Consider the following 22,244-nt stretch of genomic DNA (forward strand, 5'->3'; position numbering starts at 1 on the left):
CGGATGTCACTCCTTCAAAACGCGCGCGACGGCTCAGGCTCGATCGACGCGCTGAAAGCCCGCTCCCCGCGGGCGTGTCGATAGCCGTCCCGCGATCGGGGCGGCAGCGGCGGGGCGGCTCAGGGCGCCCAGTAGATGTCGGGTGCGGTCTTGGACCGTTCAAGCACGGCGCGGACCGGCATCTCGGCCTCGTCGGTGCCGGACAGGGCCTTGTCGAGAACCGCCTTCTTCTCGGCGCCCTCGATGTGGATAACCAGCAGGCGCGAGTCGCAGAGGGCGGAGAAGGAGAGGGTGAGGCGGGGCTCACCGGCCCCTTCGGCTTCCATCGTCATCACCCGGCGCGGGGTGCTGCGGTCCAGCGCCTCGGCCAGATGGTTGCCGCCGGGGAAGAACGAGGCGGTGTGGCCGTCATTGCCCATGCCGAGGATGGTCACGTCGAAGGGCTTGCCGAAGGTGGCGATCTCCGCCGTCGTTAGTTCTGCTGCCTCTTCGGCGCTCGCAACCGGGTGGTAGAGCGGAACGAAATCCGCCTTGGCGGCGGCGTTCTGCAGCAGGTGAGTCCTCACCAGCAGATGGTTGGAGCGGGTATTGTCCGGCCCGACGAAGCGTTCGTCGACCAGCGTGACGACGACCCGGTCCCAGGCGATCGGCCGGGTGGAGAGGGCCTCGAAGAACTGCTTCGGGGTCGATCCGCCGGACACCGCCAGCGAAGCGGAACCGCGCGAGGTGATCGCCGCCTGAAGTTCGGCCGAGACGCGGTCGGCCAGCGCCGCGGCCAGGGCCGCGCGGTCTTCGAATGCATGCATCTTATGTGCCATGGCTGTCGTCCTAGTCGACTTCGTGCCAGGTGCGGCCGTCGCGCTCGATCAGCGCGATCGCCTGGCTCGGGCCCCAGGTGCCGGCGGTGTAGCCTTGGGTTTTCTGGCCACTGTCTTCCCAGCTCTTCAGGATCGGATCGACCCAGCGCCATGCGGCCTCGACTTCGTCGCGACGCATGAACAGCGTCTGGTTGGAGCGGATGACGTCCATCAGCAGGCGCTCGTAGGCATCGGCATTGCGCACGTCGAAGGCCTGGGCGAAGCTCATGTCGAGCGAGACGTGGCGAAGCCGCATGCCGCCCGGACCCGGGTCCTTGATCATCAGCCACTGCTTGACGCCCTCGTCGGGCTGCAGCCGGATGACCAGCATGTTGGCCTCGATCCGGCCGGCGGCCTCGTCGAAGATCGAGTGCGGGATCGGCTTGAAGGCGACGACGATCTCCGACATGCGGGAGGCGAGCCGCTTGCCGGTGCGCAGATAGAAGGGAACGCCGGCCCAGCGCCAGTTGGCGATCTCGGCCTTGATGGCGACGAAGGTCTCCGTGTCGGAGGCGCCTTCCAGTTCTTCGGTATAGCCCTTGACGGGACCGCCCGCAGAGGCGCCGGCCTTGTACTGGCCGCGCACGGTGAGCTTCTCGACATTGGCCGGGGTGATCGGCTTCAGCGAGCGCAGCACCTTGAGCTTCTCGTCGCGCACGCTTTCCGCGTCCATCGAATTGGGCGCTTCCATCGCCACCAGGCAGAGGAGCTGCAGGATGTGGTTCTGCACCATGTCTCTGAGCGCGCCGGCCTTGTCGTAATAGCTGACGCGGCCCTCGAGGCCGACGGATTCGGCAACCGTGATCTGCACGTGGTCGATATGGGCGGAGTTCCACAAGGGCTCGTAGAGCGCGTTGGCAAAACGCAGCGCCATCAGGTTCTGCACCGTCTCCTTGCCGAGATAATGGTCGATGCGGAAGATCTGTTCTTCCTTGAACACCTTGCCGATCGTGTCGTTGAGGATCTGCGCCGAGGCGAGGTCGCGGCCGATCGGCTTCTCGACGACAATGCGGGTCGACTTGGTGATGAGCTTGAAGTCGCGGATCTTGTCGGCGATGTCGCCGAACAGCGAAGGCGAGACGGCGAGGTAGAAGGCGCGCACCAGGTCCTTGCCTTCGTCGAGCAGGACCTTCAGCTTGTCCCAGCCCTCTGGCGACTTGGCATCCACCGAAACATAGTGGATGCGGGCGCAGAACTTCGCCACGTCGTCCTCTGCCCATTCGCCGGGCTTCAGATGTTCTTTGAGCGCGTTCTTGGCGAACTGGCGATACTCGTCGTCGGTCATCGGCGTGCGCGATGCACCGATGATCCGGGTCGGTTCGGTCAGCTGGCCGGCGAGCTGGCGATGGTAAAGGGCGGGAAGGAGCTTGCGCTCCGCAAGATCGCCGGTGCCGCCGAAGACGACATAGTCAAACGGCTCGACGGGGATGATCTGGCTGCTCATACAGGCTTCTCTCAATCGAAATCACTGAAGTCACATGTAATCTAATCGATTTAAAAAAGCCAGTGGGCAGGTGCGAAAACCATGCCCGCAGCGCAAAAAATCAAAGCTTGTCGCGCAACGCGTACCAGGTCAGCGCGAGGAACAGCAGGGGACTGCGGAATTTCGCGCCGCCGGGGAAGGGCGGGATTTTGAGGTCGAGCAGGTGGTCGAGCTCGCGGCCCTTGCCCGTCACCATGTCGGCATAGAGCTTGCCGCAATAGTTGGAGAGCATGACGCCGTGGCCGGAATAGCCGCCGATCGAGATCACGCCGGGCATGACCTCGCGGGCAAAGGGCTTGCGCGGCATGGTGATGCCGACCGATCCGCCCCAGCCATGGGTAATCTCGATGTCCTGGAGTTCCGGATAGATCTCGGCGATCTGCCGGCGGATATGGGTGGAAATGTCGCGCGGCGTGTCCGAGGTATAGGCCTCGCGCCCGCCGAACAGCAGTCTTCCGTCGCGCGTGCGGCGCCAGTAGCGCACGACGAAGCGCGAGTCGGCGATCGATTCCTTGCCCGGAATGACGGAGGGGAACTTGTCGAGCGGTACGGTCGCGCCGATGAAGGAGCGGATCGGCATGACATGGGCGGCGGTCACCGGCTCGAGATTGCCGATATAGGCATTGGTGGCGATCAGCACCTTGTCGGCCGTGATCGTGCCGGTCGGCGTCTCGATCAGGGTCTTGCCCCCGGACTGGCGGATCGACGAGGCCTTGGTCATCTCATGGATGGCCGCCCCCGCAGCGCTCGCCGCCCCGGCGAGCCCGACGATCAGCTTCAGCGGATGGATATGGCCGGTGCCGCTGTCGCGCACGCCGCAATGGAAGCGCTTCGAGCCGACGCGTTCGGCGGTTTCCTTGCCGTCCATGTAGGCGAGATGCGGATAGCCATAGCGCGTTGCGGCGATCTCCGCCGTGCGCTGGTATTCCTTGTCGTGCCCCGGCTTGTGGGAGACATTCATCTGGCCGGGCATGAACTCCATGTCGATGCCGTGCGTCTCGGCAAAGGAGAGCACGTATTTCTTGGCGTTCTCGGCCAGATCGAAGAGAGCCTTGGAGCGCTCGTAGCCGAGTTCGGCTTCCAGTTCCTCCGGATACCAGCGCTGGCCGGTGCCCATCTGCCCGCCATTGCGGCCGGAGGCGCCGTCGCCGATGCGACAGCCCTCGATCACGACGACCGAGAGGCCTGCCGTCGCGAGGTTGTAGGCGGCCTGCAGGCCGGTGAAGCCGCCGCCGACGATGGCGACGTCGGCGGTCTTCGATCCGTCGAGGGCCGGATATTCCGGCCGCTCGGTCACAGTGGATTGATACCAGGAAATTCCCGGTGCGATGGGGCTTTGCCAAGCCATGGGAGACTCCTTTAGATCAAACGTTCAGCAGCAGGAATTCGCGTTCCCACGGACTGATGACCTGCATGAAGGTCTCGAACTCTCCCCTCTTGACCCCCGCATAGAGACCGATGAACTCCTTGCTCAGGACTTCGCCGAGCGCCGAATCGGATTCGAGCAGCGACACGGCTTCAAGCAAGCCGCGCGGCAGGTCGACCGAACCTTCGTTGGCCGTTCCCTCCGAAGCTGCCGTCGGCTCGACCTGCTTGATGATGCCGAGATAGCCGCAGGCAAGCGAGGCCGCGAGCGCGAGGTACGGATTGGCATCCGAGCTCGGCAGGCGGTTTTCCACGCGCCGCGCCCTGGCGTCCGAGACGGGCACGCGGAAAGCGGTGGTGCGGTTGTCGTAACCCCAGGCATTGTTGACCGGGGCCGACATGTCGGGGGTCAGGCGCCGATAGGAGTTCACGTAAGGCGCCATCATCACCAGCGTCTTCGGCACGAAGGCCTGCATGCCGCCGATGAAGTGGAAGAACTCCTTGGACGGCGAGCCGTCGGGGTTGGAAAAGATGTTCTTCCCCGTTTCCGCATCGACCACCGACTGGTGGATGTGCATGGCCGAACCCGGCTGGCCCTGCATCGGCTTCGCCATGAAGGTCGCGTAGATGCCGTGCTTGAGCGCCGCTTCGCGGATCGTGCGCTTGAACAGGAAGACCTGGTCGGCAAGCTCGATCGGGTTGCCGTGGCGCAGGTTGATCTCGAGCTGGGCCGGGCCTTCCTCGTGGATCAGCGTGTCGATCTCGAGACCCTGCTTTTCCGAGAAGTGATAGATGTCGTCGATCAGTTCGTCGAACTCGTTGATCCCGGCGATCGAATAGCCCTGGCCGCCGAGGATGGAGCGGCCGGAACGGCCCTTCGGCGGATGCAGCGGATAGTCGGGGTCGTCGTTCATGGCGACGAGATAGAATTCGATCTCGGGCGCCACGACCGGCCGCCAGCCCTTGGCGTCATAGAGTTTCAGGACGTTCTTCAGCACGTTGCGCGGCGTGTAGGGCACGTCCTCGCCGTCCGTGGTGATGATGTCGCAGATGACCTGCGCGGTCGGGTCGGTTTCCCAGGGAACGACGGAGAGCGTCGAAAGATCCGGCATCAGCTTGATGTCGCTGTCGCGCGAATCATAGCGAAACTGGCCGCTTTCCTCCGGATATTCGCCGGAAATCGTGTGGCGGTAGAGGGCCGAGGGAAGTGCCAGCGAGGTGTCGCCGGTGAACTTCGAGGTCGGCATCATCTTGCCGCGCGGCACGCCCGCGAGGTCAGGCGTGATGCACTCGATGTCCTCGATGCCGCGGGCTCTGAGCCAGGCTGCGGCTTCCTTCCAGGTCTTGACGCCACGGGTGGAATTGATGTCCGGAGGAATGCTCGCCTTTTTCGACGCTGCGCCTTTGGGTCTGAGCATATTCTTCTTCGGAGGCATGTCTCACCGGTTTGGTTGTTGATGGCGGCATCATAACCCGACTTCGGCGTTTGGCGAGGGGGCAAACGGCATTGACTTTGCCCGATCGATCGAAAAGACAGATATTCTTTGTCGCAGGGACCCGAAATTGGCCCACATATTTGATGTTGCTATCATAGGAGCCGGTGCCGCGGGCATGATGGCGGCGCTTGTCGCCGGCCGCCGCGGACGCTCCGTCGTGCTGATCGACCATGCGAAGGCGCCGGGCGAGAAGATCCGCATTTCCGGTGGCGGGCGCTGCAATTTCACCAATATCCATGCCGGGCCGAAGAACTACATCTCAGCCAATCCGCACTTCATGAAGTCGGCGCTCGCCCGCTTCACGCCGGCCGACTTCATCGCCATGGTCGACAAGCACAGGATCGCCTGGCACGAAAAGACGCTCGGGCAATTGTTCTGCGACGACAGCGCCCGCGACATCATCCGCATGCTGCTCGACGAGATGCGCGCGGGCGGGGTGGACCTCAGGCTCGGCGTCGAGATTTCAGCCGTCGAGAAGGGCGAGGGTGGCTTTCGCCTGCAGACGACGGACGGCGAGATCGAGGCGCGCGCGCTAGTGATCGCCACCGGCGGCAAGTCGATCCCGAAAATGGGGGCGACCGGTTTTGCCTATAAGGTCGCCGAGCAGTTCGGCCTTGGCCTGACGGAGACGCGGCCCGGACTGGTGCCGTTGACGCTCGATCCGGCGCTGCTGGCCGAGCTTGCGCCGCTGGCCGGAGTCTCGGTCGATGCCGAGGTGCGTCACGGCAAGACGGGGTTTCGCGAAGCCCTGCTGTTCACCCATCGCGGCCTGTCCGGCCCGGCCATCCTGCAGATTTCCAGCTATTGGCGCGAAGGCGACGAGATCACGCTGTCGCTCGCGCCGGATGTGGACTTCGCCGCGGTGCTGAAGGCGGCGAAGAAGGAGAACGGCCGGCAGGCCGTGCAGACCGTGCTGGCGCAGCATCTGCCGAAGCGGCTCGCGCAATATGTCGCCGAGCGGCAGAAGATCGACAAGCCGCTCGCCGACCTGTCGGACAAGGCGCTGGAGGCGCTTGCCGCGTTCCTCCATGGCTGGACCATCAAGCCGGCCGGCTCGGAAGGTTATCGCACGGCGGAGGTGACGCTTGGCGGCGTCGACGTTGGCGGGCTGGAGTCGAAGACGATGATGGCCAAGGTCGTCCCCGGCCTCTACTTCATCGGCGAATGCGTCGATGTCACCGGATGGCTCGGCGGCTATAACTTCCAGTGGGCCTGGGCATCGGGCCATGCGGCGGGCGAGAGCGTCTGAGCCCGTAACGTCACCCGCTTTGGTGCACAGCAACAAGTTTGCGTGATCGACAGAAATTTGCGCAAGCTTTCCGCCATAATTTAGCTATTGTTAACGTGCCGTAGTCATTCTGGTTCGATGCCGGCATCCGTCGCTGGATGTGACATGAAGTCGGACCGGATTGCCGCCATGAGACGGCATTGTTTTCCTCAACGGCAATCTGCAGGATAGCGCCGATGAACAGACACAACAGCAAGCCACGGGCCATCGCCATCGCCAAGACCCGGGAAGCGGAAACCGCCCGCCTTTGGCATATCGCCTGCCTCAGCCTCGGCGCTTGCAGCGCGCTCGCGCTGGTCGCTGTGGCAGCCCTGATCGGCTGAGCAGCCACCGCCTTACGCGGTTTTGCAGGCCATGGGCCTGGAGGGTGCCGTTCGCGCATCCGTCTCCGGCGCAACCCCTTTGACGGTTGGCGATTGCTGTTCGGTGCAGGATGACTTCGGCGGCTTTGCCCCTGAACGCTCCGTTGCCGTAGGGCGGGACCTGACGAGCCGCGCCAGCCGCCGGAGCGGGCTTTCGCTGAAGCGCGCATAATAGGCTTCTTCGGCTCTTGCGCTCCGGTCCCGCGGTGTGCGCCCCTTGAGCGCCAGAAGAAACAACAATCCGTATTGTCCGTCCATGATGGATCTCCTCTCTGGTGAGCCATCAAGGGATCTATACCTCCAGTTTCGACTGTTAAACGGGAAGAATTGCGCTATGTTTTTCAGCGATGAAAAACGTTGCCTGGGACAATTATCAGATCTTCCTCGCCGTCGCCCGCCATGGCGGACTGACGGGCGCCTCGAATGCGACGGCGCTGAGCCCGGCCACGCTTGGCCGGCGCATGGTCGAATTCGAACGGGAGATCGGCCGGGAACTCTTCATCCGCAGCCAGACCGGTTATCGGCTGACGGGTGACGGCCGGCAATTGCTCGAGCATCTGGCCGAACTGGAAGCGGCGGCGCGCAAGGTGGAGACCTGGCGACGCGGCGCAGCGGCGCGGGCGCTGGTGCGGATCGTCGCCGGCACCTGGAACGGCTGGCTGCTCACCGAGAATTTCGCCGCCATCTGCACGGAGCGCGACGATTTTCGCATCGACCTGCACATCGCCGAGCAGCGCGCCAGCCTGGCCCACCGCGAGACCGACATCGGCATCCGCGCCTTCGAGCCCGAGGAGGCGAACCTTGCCGCCGTGATGGCGGGCGAGGTGGCCTATGCCGCCTATCGCACGCGCAACAGCGAGGATGTCGGTCCGGGCCGGTGGCTGGCGGTCGACGGCGAAAACGCCATCTCGGCCTATCTGCGCTGGCCGCACGAGAACCAGGCGGAAAACCTGGTCGTCACCGTCAACCGGCCGCGTTCGCTGCGTGATCTGACGCTGGCCGGCGCCGGCATTGCCGTCCTGCCCTGTTTCGTCGGCGACCTGGAGCCGAGGCTGGAGCGGGCAGGCGGGGAGATCGAGGCCTTGCGCCATCGCCAGTGGATCGTGATGAACAATGACGACCGGCACCGGCGGGAAATCCGCACCGTGGTCGAGCGGATGCGCAAGCTGATGAAGGCCCATGCCGATCTGTTTGCCGGCCGGCGGCCGAACCGCGGCGGTTGAGGGCGCACGGTCCGCAAAAACAAGAGATCCCGCGCAGCGATCGCGTGAAACTCCCCCCGAAGCCAGCGATCATTGCGCGGGAACCGACCCGGGGCTTTGACGCCCCGGATGGTCCTTGGATTTCTTACTTGCCCTGGGTCACGATGACCGGGATCAACAGGTCGCCCCAGTTGCCTTCGCCGCCGTGGTGGCGCGCCGAGCGGACGAGCTCGACGGATACGCCGGCATCAACAGCCTTCATGACGGACTGGTTGAGGCGATGCAGGTCATTGGCAACCATGCGGATCATGGCCTGCTGGTCGGCAGTCATGGCGGAAGCCTGTTCTTCGGCGCGTTCCTTAACTCGGGTCTGCGGGGTCATGGCATTTCTCCTCTTATATGCGGGGTTCTTGAAGTGTTGATCCAGGGGTATTCATAGTCTGCCCCTCATCCGGCTGCCGCCACCTTCTTCCCGCAGGCGGGGAGAAGGGACTTGCCGCGCCGGCGGCGGGGATAATCCTAGACGAGCTCCGGGCTTTGCCCGGGGCACGTCCCCTCTCCCCGCGAGCGGGGAGAGGGCTAGGGTGAGGGGCAAGGCCCCAACCGTTGAGGGCAGAGCCCTCGAAGGCTTACTCGGCTGCCGGCTTGAACTGATCGGTTTCGGTCGATTCCTTCATCGCCGTGGTCGAGGACTGGCCGCCGGTGATCGCCATCGAGACGGCGTCGAAGTAGCCGGTGCCGACTTCGCGCTGGTGCTTGGTCGCGGTGTAGCCGTTGACTTCCGCCGCGAATTCGGCCTGCTGCAGCTCGGAATAGGCTGCCATCTGGCGATCCTTGTAGCCGCGGGCCAGTTCGAACATGCCGTAGTTCAGCTGGTGGAAGCCGGCGAGCGTGATGAACTGGAACTTGTAGCCCATCGCGCCGAGTTCCTTCTGGTACTTGGCGATCGTCGCGTCATCGAGGTTCTTCTTCCAGTTGAACGACGGCGAGCAGTTGTAGGCCAGCTTCTTGCCCGGATGGGCCTTGTGCACGGCTTCGGCGAACTTGCGGGCCTGTGCGAGGTCCGGCTTGGAGGTTTCCATCCAGATCATGTCGCAGTGCGGTGCATAGGCGATCGCACGGGCGATGCAGGGCTCGATGCCGTTCTTGACCTGGTAGAAGCCTTCCGCGGTGCGGCCGGCATCATAGTCGACGAAGGGCTGGTCGCGCTCGTCGATGTCCGAGGTGAGAAGCTTGGCGGCTTCGGCGTCGGTACGGGCGATGATGAGCGTCGGCGTGCCCATGACGTCGGCGGCGAGACGCGCGGCGTTCAGGTTGCGGATATGGGCAGCCGTCGGGATCAGAACCTTGCCGCCGAGATGGCCGCACTTCTTTTCCGAGGCCAGCTGGTCTTCGTAGTGGACGCCAGCCGCACCGGCTTCGATGAAGGCCTTCATGATTTCGAAGGCGTTCAGCGGGCCGCCGAAGCCGGCTTCGGCGTCGGCGACGATCGGGGCGAACCAGGTGTCGACCGAAAGGCCCTTGCCCTCCGAGGTTTCGATCTGGTCGGCGCGCTGCAGCGTCTTGTTGATGCGCTTGGCCAGTTCCGGAGCGGCGTTTGCCGGGTAGAGCGACTGGTCGGGATACATCGATGATGCGGTGTTGGCGTCGGCAGCGACCTGCCAGCCGGAAAGGTAGATGGCCTTCAGGCCGGCGCGGACCATCTGCATGGCCTGGTTGCCCGACAGCGCGCCGAGCGCGTTGACGAAGGGCTCTTCGTTGATCAGCTTCCACAGGCGCGTCGCACCCATTTCGGCGAGCGAGTACTTGATTTCGACCGAGCCGCGCAGGCGCTTGACGTCAGCTGCCGTGTAGGGGCGTTCGATGCCGTCGAAGCGGCCCTTCGGTGCGGACGGGATGAGGTTGTAAAAATCAGTCATAGCAAACTCCCTATTGCTCGGTTTTGCGAAGCTGCTGTGCTTGGTTCAACAGAAGTTCCGCTTTCGATGTGACTGGATTTACAGCGCACTGCACAAAACGTCCAGATAAATGGAGAAAATGGCGTCCTGAAAGAGGTTAGCATGTCTTGTCTTTGACATTGGCGCGGTGTAAATTTGTAAAGATTGTAAATGTCGTTCGATGCCTAGCAATCGACCAAAGTTGTAAAAGGTGTGTCACAATGGCAGAAAACAAGATCTTTGCCGGCCCCAGGGTTCGCCGTATCCGCAACGGCCTCGGTCTGACCCAGACGGCCATGGCCGAGGCGCTGGAGATCTCGCCGTCCTATCTCAACCTGATCGAGCGCAACCAGCGCCCGCTCACCGTCCAGCTGCTGCTCAAGCTCGCCACGGTCTACAAGGTCGACCTCGACGAGCTGCAGGGCGAGGCGGGCGGCACGGCCGGCCAGCTGCGCGAGGTGTTCGGCGATCCGCTGCTCTCGGGCGAGGTGCCGGGCGACCAGGAGCTGATCGAGGTGGCGGAAGCCGCACCCAATGCCGCGGCGGGCGTCGTCAAGCTCTACCGCGCCTATCGCGAGCAGGCAGCAAGGCTGAGCGACCTCGCCGAGCTTCTGGCGCGCGAGGGTCATGAGACCTCCATTTCGGGCACGCGCCTGCCGATCGACGAGGTGCGCGAGAAGCTGGAGCGACGGGCCAACTTCCATGCCCGCATCGAGGATGCGGCCGAAGCCTTCCATGCCTCGCTCGGCCTCTCTCCCGGCGAGGATCTGGCGCCGGCGCTGAAAGCCTGGCTTCGAACCAAGCACGGCATCGTCGTGCGCACGCTTCCGATCCACACCATGCCCAATCTTCGCCGCCGCTACGACCGCCATTCGATGCGGCTTTTCCTGTCGGAGCGGCTGTCGCCCTTCGACCAGTTGCGCGAGGTGGCGATGGAGGCCGGCCTGCTGGCTTTCGGCGAGGAGATCGCCGCCGAGCTGGAGGGGCTGGCATTCTCGACCGGCGAGGCCAAGCGTCTCGGACGCTTCGAGCTGGCGCGTTATGCGGCTCATGCGGTCATCATGCCCTACGGCGCCTTCCTCTCGGCGGCTCAGCGCGCGCGCTATGATATCGACATGCTGCGCTCGCGCTTCAATGTATCCTACGAGCAGGCGGCCAACCGCCTGACCATGCTGCAGCGGCCGGGTGCTGCGGGCGTGCCGTTCTTCATGCTCGAGGTCGACAATGCCGGCCACCGTTTCCGCAAGGCGGGCGCGCAAGGCTTCCCCCAGGCTAAGTTCGGCGGCAGCTGTCCCAAGCTCAACATACATGCCGCCTTCGCCCAGCCGGGTCAGGTGCTGGTCGACGCGGTCGAGATGCCGGACGGTACGGGCTTCCTCACCGTGTCGCGCACGCTCGACGGTCCGCAGGCCGGCTTCAACGAGCGGGTGAGGCGCACTGCGCTGCTCGTCGCCTGCGATATCGCCCACCGCGACGAGGTGGTCTACGGCCAGGTGGTGGCGGGTGGCACCTTCGCTCCGGTGGCCGTCGGAACCGCCTGCCGGCTGTGCGAAAGGCAGGGCTGTCTCGCCCGCGCCGAGCCGCCGGTGACGCGCCCGCTCGGCCTCGACGAGATGGTCACGGGGCTTTCCGCCTTCGATTTTCAATAGGCCCGCGCCGTTTGCGACTGCGAAGATTACCCCTTGTGGCTCGTCGATTTCCTTTCTAGTCTGTTAAAAAAATGAGGGAATGGCTGAACGGGCGACAGGCTCGAAGGCTGGAACAGGAGAGAAAATGAAGACCGATCTTATCCGCTTCTTGGCATCCGCCGCGATGGTCACGCTGGCAATGGCCTCGGCCGCCAAGGCAGAGGGCGTGGTGCACGTCTATAACTGGTCCGACTATATCGACGAGTCCGTGCTTGAGGACTTCACCAAGGAAACCGGCATCAAGGTCGTCTACGACGTATTCGATTCCAACGAGATCCTGGAGACCAAGCTTCTCGCCGGCGGCTCCGGCTATGATGTCGTGGTGCCGACCGGTCCCTTCCTTTCCCGCCAGATCCAGGCCGGCGTGTTCCAGAAGCTCGACAAGTCCAAGCTGCCGAACCTCTCCAACATGTGGCCGGACATCATGGCGCGCCTGGCCAAGTACGACCCGGGCAACGAATACGCCGTCAATTACATGTGGGGCACGACCGGCATCGGCTACAATGTCGCCAAGGTGAAGGCGGCGCTCGGCGACGACTTCAAGGTCGACAGCTGGGATGCGATCTTCAAGCCGGAGAACGCCGAAAAGCTGAAATCCTGCGGCATCAACATCCTTGATGCTTCCGACGAGACCTTCGCCATTTCGATGAACTACATCGGCAAGGATCCGGACAGCAAGGATACCGCCGATCTGGAAGCCGGCGGCGACGTCTACATGAAGATCCGCCCGTCGGTGAAAACCTTCAATTCCTCGTCCTACATCGACGATCTCGCCAATGGCGACATCTGCGTGACGATCGGCTGGTCGGGCGACATCCTGCAGGCCAAGGCCCGCGCCGAGGAAGCCAAGAACGGCGTCGAGATCAATTACGTGATCCCGAAGGAAGGCACCTATATGTGGTTCGACAACCTGGCGATCCCCGCCGACGCCAAGAACCTCGACGAAGCCCATGCCTTCATCAATTACCTGATGAAGCCGGAGGTCATCGCCAAGGCCTCGAACTACGTGCAGTACGCCAACGGCAACCTGGCTTCGCAGCCCATGCTCGACGAGGAAGTGTTCAAGAACCCGTCGGTCTATCCCGATGCCGAAACGGTCAAGAAGCTCTTCACCATCTCGCCCTACGGACCGAAGGAACAGCGCGTGTTGAACCGCGTGTGGACCCAGATCAAAACCGGCAACTGACCGGTTGAGTTGAAGCGGGCGCCATTGGCGCCCGTTTCTTTGAACTGCATTTCAATAGACATTTGGATCGGGCGATGGCGAAATCTCTGGGACCGGTAAAACGCAAATTCTCTCCTTGGACCGATCCGGCATCGGTTCCCTTCATCCGGTTCGAGAACGTGACGAAGCGCTTCGGCGACTTCACCGCCGTCAAGGATCTCACCCTCGACATCTACGAGCGCGAGTTCTTCTCGCTGCTTGGACCTTCCGGCTGCGGCAAGACCACGCTGATGCGCATGCTGGCCGGTTTCGAGGAGCCGACCGAAGGCCGCATCCTGCTGCAGGGCAAGGATATTTCCGGCGTGCCGCCCTATCGCCGGCCGACCAATATGATGTTCCAGTCCTATGCGCTGTTCCCGCATATGACGGTGGCCAAGAACATCGCCTTCGGTCTGGAACAGGACAACATGCCGAAGGCGGAGATCGAGGCGCGCGTCGCCGAGATGCTGAAGCTCGTCAAGCTCGAGGAGTTCGCCAAGCGCAAGCCGAACCAGCTGTCCGGCGGCCAGCGTCAGCGCGTGGCGCTCGCCCGCTCGCTCGCCAAGCGGCCGAAGGTCCTTTTGCTCGACGAACCGCTCGGCGCGCTCGACCGCAAGCTGCGCGAAGAAACCCAGTTCGAGCTGATGGACATCCAGCAGACGCTTGGCACCACCTTTCTCATCGTCACCCATGACCAGGAAGAGGCAATGACGGTCTCCGACCGCATCGCCGTCATGGACAAGGGCGTCATCATGCAAGTGGCGACGCCGGCGGAAATCTACGAGGCGCCGAACAGCCGCTATGTCGCCGACTTCATCGGCGACATCAATATCGTCGAGGGCAAGCTCGAATCGGTCAGGAAGGTCCCCGAAGGCGATCTGGCGACCGTGATTTGCGACAGCGGTTTCAAGGTGGTCGTCGACCAACCTTCGTGCAACGCCGATCCAGGTTCGGCGGTCGCCTTCGCCATCCGTCCGGAGAAGGTGCGGATTTCGGCAGACGCCCCGGTCGACAGCTCGGTCAATGCGCTGAGCGGCACGGTCTGGGACATCGGCTATCTCGGCGACTTCTCGGTCTTCATCGTCAAGCGCGACGACGGCTCGACCTTCCGCGCCGCCCAAGCCAATACCCATCGTCTGGTGGATCGCCCGATCACCGTGGACGACAAGGTATGGCTCACCTGGCCGGTCGATGCCGGCCTCGTTCTGACCCGCTGAGGAACGAGACGATGAGCGATACCACGCTAGCCGCAACACCGACATCGTCCCCGGCCCGCTGGCTGGTGGTGCTCATACCCTATCTGTGGATGGTGCTGTTCTTCATGGCGCCGTTCTTCATCATCGTGAAGATCTCGCTGTCGGACACGGCGATCGCCATGCCGCCCTATGTGCCCGTCTTCGGCGGGCTGTCGGCGATCGGCAACTTCTTCTCGCAGCTCGACTTCGAGAACTACGTCTTCCTCACCGAAGACTCGCTCTACATGAACGCCTACCTGTCGTCGCTCAGGATCGCGGTGATCTCCACCTTCCTGCTGCTGCTGATCGGCTATCCGATCGCGCTGGCCATGGCGCGCGCGCCGCTGACCGTGCGCCCGACGCTGCTGATGCTGGTGATCCTGCCGTTCTGGACCTCGTTCCTGATCCGCGTCTATGCCTGGATCGGCATCCTGAAGCCTGAAGGCCTTCTGACCCTGCTGCTGCAGACGGTCGGGCTCTACGGTCCTGACGAGCAGGTGCAGATCTTCCGCACCGACACCGCCGTCTTCATCGGCATCGTCTATTCCTACCTGCCCTTCATGGTGCTGCCGCTCTATTCGGCGCTGGAAAAGCTCGACGGCACGCTGCTCGAAGCGGCGAGCGATCTCGGCTGCCCGCCGTGGAAGGCCTTCTGGCGGATCACCTTCCCGCTGTCGATCCCCGGCGTGATCGCCGGCTCGATGATCTGCTTCATTCCGATCACCGGCGAATTCGTCATTCCCGACCTGCTCGGCGGCGCCGAGACGCTGATGATCGGCAAGACGCTGTGGACCGAGTTCTTCGGCAACCGCGACTGGCCGCTCGCCTCGGCGGTGGCCGTGCTCTTGCTGCTGCTGCTGGTCGTGCCGATCGCCATCTTCCAGAACCAACAAGAAAAAGCCTGAGGGAGAGCGGCCGATGAAACCCGGAAAATTCGACGCGACCGTCCTCACCCTCGGCTTCGCCTTCCTCTACATCCCGATCATCATCCTGGTGATCTATTCTTTCAATGATTCCAAGCTGGTCACCGTCTGGGGCGGTTTCTCGCTGAAATGGTACGGCCAGATGTGGTCGAACGAGGGCCTGATGAGCGCCGCCTGGGTGACCGCTCGCGTCGGCCTGCTCAGCGCCACCTTCGGCACCGTGCTCGGTACGCTCGCCGCTTTGGCGCTGGTGCGCTATGGCCGCTTCCCCGGCCGTTTGCTGTTCTCCGGCATGGTCTATGCACCGCTCGTCATGCCCGAGGTCATCACCGGCCTGTCGCTGCTGCTGCTGTTCGTGGCGCTCGGTATCGACCGCAGCCTGTTGACGGTCACGATCGCGCACACCACGTTCACCATGTGCTACGTGGCGATCGTCGTGCAGTCGCGGCTGCTCACCTTCGACACCAGCCTCGAGGAGGCGGCGCTCGATCTCGGATGCCCGCCGGTCAAGACCTTCTTCAAGATCACCCTGCCGCTGATCCTGCCCGCGGTCGTGTCCGGCTGGATGCTCGCCTTCACCTTGTCGCTCGACGACCTGGTGATCTCCTCCTTCACCACCGGTCCAGGTGCCACCACCCTGCCGATCAAGATCTACAGTCAGGTGCGGCTTGGCGTGACGCCTGAGATCAACGCGGTCTGCTCGATCCTGATCGGTCTGGTCACGCTCGGGGTCATCTTCGCCTCGATCACCACCAAGCGACGCGAATTGCAGCGCCAGCGTGACGAGCACGTGGCGGCCCAGGCTCCTTGAGGGAACTCCCTGTCCTCAGCCGTCGTGCGGTGGCATCAGGATATAGGTAACAAGCCAGACCGGCAGCACGATCGTCGCGCCGAGCAGGATGCGCGGGCTCGCCCAGGCGCCTGCTGCCTGAAGACCGGTCCAGATCTGCTCCGGCGTCAGGCCGAGGAACAGCAGGATATTGTCCACGGTGATACCGAGCAGGCTGAGCAGGCTGCCGGCGAGCAGCGAGGCCAGGACGATCTTGATGAGACCCGTCAGAAATCGATGCACCGCACGCCCCCCAGCTTGGGAACGAGGATCGTCGATCCTCCTCCCCACGGTTGATTCGCGCTTATTTTAGGGGATTTGCAGACGGGAGATAGATAGGCGAAAGCACCGGATCGGGCCAGGCCCCGCCGATGAAGAAGCGCAGGCGCGGAAAGGCCGCTTCATCCGCCGTATCCGTCGCGGACAACTCTCCCGAAAGCGCCAGCGCATTGTCGGCATAGGGTACGATGCCGGTGACGGTCAGCGTCTCGTCTGGACCGGTCAGGCGGGCGTCCAGCACCTCGGCGGTGCCGTCGGCGAAGCGGGCGCTGTAGTCGAGGCGGTCATAGGGCATGGAGCCGTCGCCGCCGGCGCTTAGCTGGAAATAGGCGCTGGTGGCGGCCAGCTTGCGGATCGCCGGTGCGTTGATGCCGGTGAGCACGCCGCCCGGCGAACTGAATTTGAAGGTGCCCGACATGTCGGAAAGGCCGGTTTCCCAGGCGGGCTGCGCGGTATGCAGGATGAGGTCGACGGAACCCTTGCCGCGCGCCACCGGCCCGGTGATCTGCAGGTGATCGGCGACGGCGGCAAAGTCTGCATCGCGGATCGAAAGCGTCAGGTCCCCGCCGCGGGCAAAGCCGCTGCCGGCGCCGATGAAGCTCGCCGTCAGGTCGCCGCCCTCGAAGGCGGCGTCGGCGATGTCGAATTGCGCGGCCTTGCCGGTCGCCATGATGCTGGCGGCCACGTCACCCAGTTCGAACGGCGGCAGGTCGGCGCGCGCCGCCGACAGCGTCAGGTCGAAATCCAGCCATTGCAGCAGGCGGGGCGGACGCTCCGCCGCCTGGTCCTCCTCGCCAGCCGAGGGAAGGTCGAGCGAGAAGGCGGAAAGCAGCCGCGTGATGTTCAGCCGGTCGAAGGCCAGCGTGCCGCTGACGCGCGGCTTGCCGTCCGCCGGGCGCGACAGCGACAGAATGCCGGTGCCGTGGGTGTCGTTGACGTCGAATTCCAGGTCGTCGAGGCGCACCTCCTCTCCCACCCGTTCGAGGTCGGCGCTCAGCTGTGCCTGCTTGAGGTTGTCGAGGCCGGCAAGGCGAATGCCGCTCCACGCCTTGAGCGCGGCGATGTCCTTGGCGCCGAGTGCCAGCGCGCCGGAGCGCAGAAGCCCGCCGGTGAGATTGGCGACGCCGTCGAAGCGCGCGGTAAAGGCGGCGGCATCGAGCGTGGCGCTGACGGTCGCGTCCTTGCCGCCGAACAGCAGCAGCGGCTGCGGCGAGGAGAAGTCCAGCTTGACGGCGAGCCCGCCGGCATCAAGCAGGGCCGTGGCCTTCAGCGCCTGCGAGAGTTTTGGCCAGGCGATCTCGGCCGCTATGCCGCTGGCGACGAGCGTGCGGCCGGAGGCCTGGTCGGCGAGTTCGAGCGAGCCGTCCTCGATCGTGACCGCACCGACGGCCGCGTCGAACTCGGCCCCGAGCGTCTGAGCGCTCCCAGCGCGCGCTTCGACCTTGCGCACCGCGGCGCTCAGCAGGCCCTCGCTTGCCCAGTCGAGCCGGCCGTTCAGGTCCCTGTCGACATGGAAACGCGGGCGCAGCAGGTGGAAGGTGTCGAATTGCGGCCGGCCGCGCATCGCCGAATAGAGGCCGAAGGTGGCCGACAGCTTCTCGATCCGCCCGAGCACCTTCGGCCCGTCGGCGCCGGGCTTGCTGATGGTCACGCCGTTGAGCGTCACGCGGGGTTTTGGCCAGAAGGCGATCTCCGGCGCGCCGGACATCGTCACGTTGTGGCCTGTCCATTCAGCAACGGCATGCTCCATGGCGGAGCGGACGAGGGTCGAGGAGACGAGATAGGGAGCGGCGGTGCGCGAGATGACGAAGACCGCCGAGAAAACGGCAAGCGCGACGAGGGCGCCGTGCAGGATGCGCCGCGCGGCCGGTTGCCGGCGCCGGCATTGCTCGCCTAGTCTGCGCTTGTCGGGCATGAACGACCCCGGGCTCCATCGGCCGGGCGGCTGCCCGGTTTCTTTGTTCCAGCCGGATATAGGAATTGGCGCCTGCATGCAAATCCGGCGCCCCTTCCGGCACTTTATATTGCGTCGCAAACTGCTATACAGACAGCACTTTCGAGGAGGAATGAATGCAACAGGAAATGCCGCTCTGGACCCCGTCCGACGCTCAGATCAAGCAGTCGCCGATGTACCGCTTCATGCAATGGTGCGGCGCGCGCGCCGGTCGTGAATTTGCCGACTATGACGCCTTTCATCAATGGTCGATCGACGACCGCGCCGCCTTCTGGTCGGCCGTCTGGGACTATTGCGGCGTCAAGGGCGAGAAGGGCGAGCGGTTGCTGGAAAACGGCGACGTCATGCTGGAGGCGCGGTTCTTCCCCGATGCCCGGCTGAACTTTGCCGAAAACCTGCTTGCCCTGAGTGGCGACGACGACGCGATGATCTTCCGTGGCGAGGACCAGGCCGAGGACCGCTGGTCGTGGGATCGGCTGCGCCACGCCGTTTCCCGTCTGCAACAGGCTTTCCGCGCCATGGGCATCGAGAAGGGCGACCGCATCGCCGCCATGGTGCCGAACATGCCCGAAACCGTGGCGCTGATGCTGGCCGCCGCCTCGATCGGCGCCATCTGGTCGTCCTGCTCGCCCGATTTCGGCGAACAGGGCGTGCTCGACCGCTTCGGCCAGATCGAGCCGAAGCTGTTCCTCGCCGTGGACGGCTACTGGTACAACGGCAAGCGCCAGGACGTCGCCGACAAGGTGAAGGCGGTTTCTGGGAAGCTCGGCGTGCCGCTCGTCGTGATCGCCTATGCGGGCGATGCGCCGGCCATTGCCGAAGCCGTGCCGGGAGCAAAGACGCTCGCCGACTTCGTCGCTCCCTACGAGGCCGTCGAGATCGACTTCGAACCTCTGCCGTTTTCCCATCCGCTCTACATCCTGTTTTCCTCCGGCACGACCGGCGTGCCGAAGTGCATCGTGCATTCGGCCGGCGGCACGCTGCTGCAGCACCTCAAGGAACAGCGCTTCCATTGCGGGCTGGAGAAGGGCGAGCGGTTCTTCTATTTCACCACCTGCGGCTGGATGATGTGGAACTGGCTGGTCTCGGGGCTGGCCTCCGGCGCGACGCTCTGCCTCTATGACGGCTCGCCCTTCCATCCCGACGGTAATGTGCTGTTCGACTATGCGGCGGAGGAGCAGTTCGCCTTCTTCGGCACCTCGGCCAAATATATCGACGCCGTGCGCAAGGGCGGCTTCACACCGAAGACCACCCATGATCTGTCGTCGCTGCGGATGATGACCTCGACTGGCTCGCCGCTGTCGCCGGAGGGCTTTTCCTTCGTCTACGAAGGCATCAAGAGCGACATCCATCTCGCCTCGATCTCGGGCGGCACCGACATCGTCTCATGCTTCGTGCTCGGCAATCCGCTGAAGCCCGTCTGGCGCGGCGAGATCCAGGGGCCGGGCCTCGGTCTCGCGATCGACGTGTGGGACGACGAGGGCCGGCCGGTGCGCGGCGAGAAGGGCGAACTGGTCTGCACCAAGGCCTTCCCCTCCATGCCGATCATGTTCTGGAACGATCCGGACGGCGCCAAGTATCGCGCCGCCTATTTCGAGCGTTTCGACAATGTCTGGTGCCATGGCGACTTTGCCGAATGGACCGCCCATGACGGCATCGTCATCCACGGCCGCTCCGACGCCACCCTCAATCCGGGCGGCGTGCGCATCGGCACGGCCGAGATCTACAACCAGGTCGAACAGATGGAAGAGGTGCTGGAGGCGCTCTGCATCGGCCAGGACTGGGACGACGACGTGCGCGTCGTGCTGTTCGTCCGGCTCACCGCCGAGCGCACACTGGACGACGATCTGGTCAAGGCGATCAAGACCCGCATCCGCACCGGCGCCTCGCCGCGCCACGTGCCGGCCAAGGTGATCCAGGTCGCCGACATTCCGCGCACCAAGTCCGGCAAGATCGTCGAACTGGCGGTGCGCGACGTGGTGCACGGCCGGGTGGTCAAGAACAAGGAGGCGCTCGCCAATCCCGAAGCGCTCGATCTGTTTGCCGGGCTCGACGAGCTGAAAGCCTGAGAAACAAGGGGTTTTGCTGCCAAAGGCAGAGGCGTCGGCTTAAAAATGCGTCAGTTAGGGTGACATCCGTCACCGAAGGTAACGACTTGTTAAGGCGCATTTGGCATACCTTGACCAACTTGGAGGCCCACAATGAACGTGCGGCTTGGAACCTTTGGTTCACGATACATGATGTTGATCGACGCCTAGCTCCAGTTGAGTTGAACAGCATGAAATTTCAGGGCGGCGATAGCCGCCCTTTTTTCATGCCCTCAGGGGGGAGCCGGCGGATCAGCGCGGGCGGTCGAGCGAGCGCGACACCAGGATCACCGGGATCAGACCTGCCAGGATGATGATGATCGCCGCGACCGATGCATCCTGCACCTTCGAACGCGAGGCGTCCTCGTAGACCAGCGTCGCCAGCGTATTGAAGTTGAACGGGCGAAGCAGGATCGTCGCCGACAGTTCCTTCAGCGTCTCGATGAACACCAGCAGTGCCGCTGTCAAAACGGCGGGCCGCATGTTCGGCAGGAGCACCTGGGAAAGCGTCTGCAGCCCGTTGCGGCCGAGCGTGCGCGCCGCCATGTCGAGATGCGGCGACAGCTTCTGGAACCCGGCGTCGATCGTGCCTTCGGCCATGGTCAGGAACCGCACGGTGGCGGCATAGACGATGGCGAAACCGGTGCCGGAAAGCAGCAGGCCCGAGGAAATGCCGAGGCTCTGGCGCAGCATTCCGTCGAGGAAATTGTCGAAGCCGGCAAGCGGGATCAGCACGCCGATACCCAGAACGGTGCCGGGGATGCCGTAGCCGAGCGAGGCAAGCCGGCTGGCGCCGGCCGTGAGCCGCGACCGGTCGGTGCGGGCGGCATAGGCCAGCACGAAGGCGAGGATGACGGTCAGGAGCGCCGCGGATGACGAGACGGCGACCGAATGGCCAAGCGCCTTGATCAGGCGCGGCTCGGTGAAATCGCCAAGGCGGCGCGCGGCAAAGCCCGCAAGCACCGCGACGGGCACGACAAAGCCGACGATGACGGGCAGGGCGCAGAGGAGCGCCGCACCCCAGCCGCGCCAGCCCGACAGCTTGAGGCGCACCGCGTCGATCGTGACGGCCGTCGTCTTCTGGCTGGCGAAGCGCTGGCGCCGGCGCGCACGGCGCTCGATCCACAGGAGGAGCACGACGAAGACGAGCAGGACGGAGGCGATCTGCGCCGCACCCGCGAGGCTGCCGCGATTGAGCCAGGTGTCGTAGATCGAGAAGGTCAGCGTGTTGACGCCGAGATATTCGACCGCGCCGATATCGTTCAGCGTCTCCATCATCACCAGCGTCAGCCCGACCATGATGGCGGGTCGCGCCATCGGGATCTGCACCCGGGAAAAGACCCGGAACGGGCCGGCGCCGAGCGTGCGGGCGACATCGGCAGCGGCACGGCCCTGCATCAGGAACATCGAGCGGCAGGCGAGATAGACGTAAGGGTAGAGGACCGCCGACATCACCAGCACCGCGCCGCCGAGCGAACGGACGTCGGGAAAGCTGTAGTCGCGCGCCGAGGTAAAGCCGAACAGGCTGCGATAGAGACCCTGCACCGGGCCGGTGAAATCGAGGAACTCGCCGAAGGCATAGGCGGCCAGATAGGAAGGGATGGCGAGCGGCAGCACCAGCGCCACCGAGAGCAGGCGGCGCAAGGGGAAATCGCAGGACGCCACCAGCCAGGCGCTGACGATGCCGATGGACGCGGTCAGCGCGCCGGTGAGGGCGAGCAGCAGCAGCGTGCGGCTGGCGGCGCGGGGCACGACGTTGAACAGCATGTGCTGCCAGTTCTCGCCGTCGCCCGACAGGCCGATCAGGAAGATGGCGACGATCGGCATGGCGACGAAGGCGGACACGACAAGCGCGGCAAGCGTCGCGCCGGACAGCCTGCGCCGCACCGGGCCATGAACCGTTCTCTGCGCAACGCGCGCTTCCGCTGCCAAGGCTTCGTCTCCGTATTCTCTGCGTCGGCCAGTCGCGCGAGGTACCGGCTCCGATGCAGCCGGTCTAGCCGAAACCGGCCGGGAAGGGAACGGGCGGGCGCTGAGAGGTGGCAAATTCGGCCG

The 22,244-nt window shown here is 64.3% G+C and carries 18 protein-coding genes; 9 read left to right on the top strand and 9 right to left on the bottom strand.

Going from position 1 to position 22,244, the window contains the following annotated elements:
• Nucleotides 1-119 precede the first annotated feature (119 nt).
• The 4 genes from pgl to L867_RS0123250 form a co-directional block, all read right to left on the bottom strand.
• Nucleotides 120-818: a 6-phosphogluconolactonase gene (gene pgl, locus L867_RS0123235; protein ID WP_028739054.1), complete on the bottom strand. Its 699-nt coding sequence runs from the start codon at nt 816-818 to the stop codon at nt 120-122.
• A gap of 10 nt (nt 819-828) precedes the next feature.
• Nucleotides 829-2,301 carry a glucose-6-phosphate dehydrogenase gene (zwf, locus tag L867_RS0123240; RefSeq protein WP_028739055.1) on the bottom strand — a complete coding sequence of 491 codons (1,473 nt, stop codon included), beginning with the start codon at nt 2,299-2,301 and terminating at the stop codon, nt 829-831.
• 100 nt (nt 2,302-2,401) lie between these two features.
• Nucleotides 2,402-3,688 (bottom strand): NAD(P)/FAD-dependent oxidoreductase, encoded by a 1,287-nt coding sequence (locus tag L867_RS0123245; RefSeq protein ID WP_028739056.1) that lies wholly within the window; start codon nt 3,686-3,688, stop codon nt 2,402-2,404.
• A gap of 16 nt (nt 3,689-3,704) precedes the next feature.
• Nucleotides 3,705-5,141 (bottom strand): glutamine synthetase family protein, encoded by a 1,437-nt coding sequence (locus L867_RS0123250; protein WP_028739057.1) that lies wholly within the window; start codon nt 5,139-5,141, stop codon nt 3,705-3,707.
• Nucleotides 5,142-5,229: 88 nt separating this feature from the next.
• On the opposite strand from L867_RS0123250, the gene L867_RS0123255 reads away from it, so the two are divergent.
• The 3 genes from L867_RS0123255 (at nt 5,230) to L867_RS0123265 (ending at nt 8,074) form a co-directional block, all read left to right on the top strand.
• Nucleotides 5,230-6,450 (top strand): BaiN/RdsA family NAD(P)/FAD-dependent oxidoreductase, encoded by a 1,221-nt coding sequence (locus L867_RS0123255; protein ID WP_051439179.1) that lies wholly within the window; start codon nt 5,230-5,232, stop codon nt 6,448-6,450.
• Nucleotides 6,451-6,665: 215 nt separating this feature from the next.
• Nucleotides 6,666-6,812: a hypothetical protein gene (locus tag L867_RS27625; protein WP_156951585.1), complete on the top strand. Its 147-nt coding sequence runs from the start codon at nt 6,666-6,668 to the stop codon at nt 6,810-6,812.
• A 386-nt stretch (nt 6,813-7,198) separates the two neighbouring features.
• Nucleotides 7,199-8,074 (top strand): LysR family transcriptional regulator, encoded by an 876-nt coding sequence (locus L867_RS0123265; RefSeq protein ID WP_028739059.1) that lies wholly within the window; start codon nt 7,199-7,201, stop codon nt 8,072-8,074.
• Nucleotides 8,075-8,198: 124 nt separating this feature from the next.
• Here L867_RS0123265 and L867_RS0123270 read toward each other — a convergent pair whose 3' ends face one another.
• Together L867_RS0123270 and aceA are read right to left on the bottom strand one after the other, a co-directional pair.
• Nucleotides 8,199-8,435, bottom strand: coding sequence for an SMc00767 family acetate metabolism repressor (locus L867_RS0123270; protein ID WP_028739060.1), 237 nt, complete (start codon nt 8,433-8,435; stop codon nt 8,199-8,201).
• A gap of 247 nt (nt 8,436-8,682) precedes the next feature.
• A complete protein-coding gene (gene aceA, locus L867_RS0123275) occupies nt 8,683-9,972 on the bottom strand; it encodes an isocitrate lyase (protein ID WP_028739061.1) in 1,290 nt (429 codons plus the stop codon).
• Nucleotides 9,973-10,211: 239 nt separating this feature from the next.
• Between aceA and L867_RS0123280 the strand changes: the two genes are divergently transcribed.
• The 5 genes from L867_RS0123280 to L867_RS0123300 all read left to right on the top strand — a co-directional run bounded on the left by L867_RS0123280 (nt 10,212) and on the right by L867_RS0123300 (nt 15,851).
• Nucleotides 10,212-11,639: a helix-turn-helix domain-containing protein gene (locus L867_RS0123280; RefSeq protein ID WP_028739062.1), complete on the top strand. Its 1,428-nt coding sequence runs from the start codon at nt 10,212-10,214 to the stop codon at nt 11,637-11,639.
• A gap of 124 nt (nt 11,640-11,763) precedes the next feature.
• Entirely contained in the window at nt 11,764-12,864 is a 1,101-nt protein-coding gene (locus L867_RS0123285; protein WP_028739063.1) for a polyamine ABC transporter substrate-binding protein, read from the top strand.
• A 74-nt stretch (nt 12,865-12,938) separates the two neighbouring features.
• Nucleotides 12,939-14,099, top strand: coding sequence for an ABC transporter ATP-binding protein (locus L867_RS0123290; RefSeq protein ID WP_028739064.1), 1,161 nt, complete (start codon nt 12,939-12,941; stop codon nt 14,097-14,099).
• Between the two features lie 11 nt (nt 14,100-14,110).
• Nucleotides 14,111-15,022 (top strand): ABC transporter permease subunit, encoded by a 912-nt coding sequence (locus L867_RS0123295; protein WP_028739065.1) that lies wholly within the window; start codon nt 14,111-14,113, stop codon nt 15,020-15,022.
• Nucleotides 15,023-15,035: 13 nt separating this feature from the next.
• Nucleotides 15,036-15,851: an ABC transporter permease gene (locus L867_RS0123300; protein ID WP_028739066.1), complete on the top strand. Its 816-nt coding sequence runs from the start codon at nt 15,036-15,038 to the stop codon at nt 15,849-15,851.
• Between the two features lie 15 nt (nt 15,852-15,866).
• On the opposite strand, the gene L867_RS0123305 is transcribed toward L867_RS0123300, so the two are convergent.
• Together L867_RS0123305 and L867_RS0123310 are read right to left on the bottom strand one after the other, a co-directional pair.
• On the bottom strand, nt 15,867-16,112 hold the full coding sequence (locus tag L867_RS0123305) for a DUF6460 domain-containing protein (protein ID WP_028739067.1): 246 nt from the start codon (nt 16,110-16,112) through the stop codon (nt 15,867-15,869).
• A 61-nt stretch (nt 16,113-16,173) separates the two neighbouring features.
• The gene (locus L867_RS0123310) at nt 16,174-18,063 is read right to left on the bottom strand and encodes an AsmA family protein (protein WP_028739068.1); all 1,890 of its coding nucleotides are present in this window, start codon (nt 18,061-18,063) and stop codon (nt 16,174-16,176) included.
• 155 nt (nt 18,064-18,218) lie between these two features.
• Between L867_RS0123310 and L867_RS0123315 the strand changes: the two genes are divergently transcribed.
• Nucleotides 18,219-20,171, top strand: a complete 1,953-nt coding sequence (locus L867_RS0123315; protein WP_028739069.1) for an acetoacetate--CoA ligase — start codon at nt 18,219-18,221, stop codon at nt 20,169-20,171.
• Nucleotides 20,172-20,441: 270 nt separating this feature from the next.
• Here L867_RS0123315 and L867_RS26240 read toward each other — a convergent pair whose 3' ends face one another.
• Nucleotides 20,442-22,016: an ABC transporter permease gene (locus L867_RS26240; RefSeq protein WP_084638711.1), complete on the bottom strand. Its 1,575-nt coding sequence runs from the start codon at nt 22,014-22,016 to the stop codon at nt 20,442-20,444.
• Between the last annotated feature and the right edge of the window lie 228 nt (nt 22,017-22,244).

It is taken from the genome of Paenirhizobium selenitireducens ATCC BAA-1503 (genome assembly GCF_000518785.1).
In the GTDB taxonomy this organism is placed as follows: domain Bacteria; phylum Pseudomonadota; class Alphaproteobacteria; order Rhizobiales; family Rhizobiaceae; genus Allorhizobium; species Allorhizobium selenitireducens.

What these genes read in the sequence shown, in the direction of transcription:
- pgl (WP_028739054.1), bottom strand. Translation starts at nt 818, where the DNA reads ATGGCACATAAGATGCATGCATTCGAAGACCGCGCGGCCCTGGCCGCG.
- zwf (WP_028739055.1), bottom strand. Translation starts at nt 2,301, where the DNA reads ATGAGCAGCCAGATCATCCCCGTCGAGCCGTTTGACTATGTCGTCTTC.
- L867_RS0123245 (WP_028739056.1), bottom strand. Translation starts at nt 3,688, where the DNA reads ATGGCTTGGCAAAGCCCCATCGCACCGGGAATTTCCTGGTATCAATCC.
- L867_RS0123250 (WP_028739057.1), bottom strand. Translation starts at nt 5,141, where the DNA reads ATGCCTCCGAAGAAGAATATGCTCAGACCCAAAGGCGCAGCGTCGAAA.
- L867_RS27625 (WP_156951585.1), top strand. Translation starts at nt 6,666, where the DNA reads ATGAACAGACACAACAGCAAGCCACGGGCCATCGCCATCGCCAAGACC.
- L867_RS0123265 (WP_028739059.1), top strand. Translation starts at nt 7,199, where the DNA reads ATGAAAAACGTTGCCTGGGACAATTATCAGATCTTCCTCGCCGTCGCC.
- L867_RS0123270 (WP_028739060.1), bottom strand. Translation starts at nt 8,435, where the DNA reads ATGACCCCGCAGACCCGAGTTAAGGAACGCGCCGAAGAACAGGCTTCC.
- aceA (WP_028739061.1), bottom strand. Translation starts at nt 9,972, where the DNA reads ATGACTGATTTTTACAACCTCATCCCGTCCGCACCGAAGGGCCGCTTC.
- L867_RS0123280 (WP_028739062.1), top strand. Translation starts at nt 10,212, where the DNA reads ATGGCAGAAAACAAGATCTTTGCCGGCCCCAGGGTTCGCCGTATCCGC.
- L867_RS0123285 (WP_028739063.1), top strand. Translation starts at nt 11,764, where the DNA reads ATGAAGACCGATCTTATCCGCTTCTTGGCATCCGCCGCGATGGTCACG.
- L867_RS0123290 (WP_028739064.1), top strand. Translation starts at nt 12,939, where the DNA reads ATGGCGAAATCTCTGGGACCGGTAAAACGCAAATTCTCTCCTTGGACC.
- L867_RS0123295 (WP_028739065.1), top strand. Translation starts at nt 14,111, where the DNA reads ATGAGCGATACCACGCTAGCCGCAACACCGACATCGTCCCCGGCCCGC.
- L867_RS0123300 (WP_028739066.1), top strand. Translation starts at nt 15,036, where the DNA reads ATGAAACCCGGAAAATTCGACGCGACCGTCCTCACCCTCGGCTTCGCC.
- L867_RS0123310 (WP_028739068.1), bottom strand. Translation starts at nt 18,063, where the DNA reads ATGCCCGACAAGCGCAGACTAGGCGAGCAATGCCGGCGCCGGCAACCG.
- L867_RS0123315 (WP_028739069.1), top strand. Translation starts at nt 18,219, where the DNA reads ATGCAACAGGAAATGCCGCTCTGGACCCCGTCCGACGCTCAGATCAAG.
- L867_RS26240 (WP_084638711.1), bottom strand. Translation starts at nt 22,016, where the DNA reads ATGCCGATCGTCGCCATCTTCCTGATCGGCCTGTCGGGCGACGGCGAG.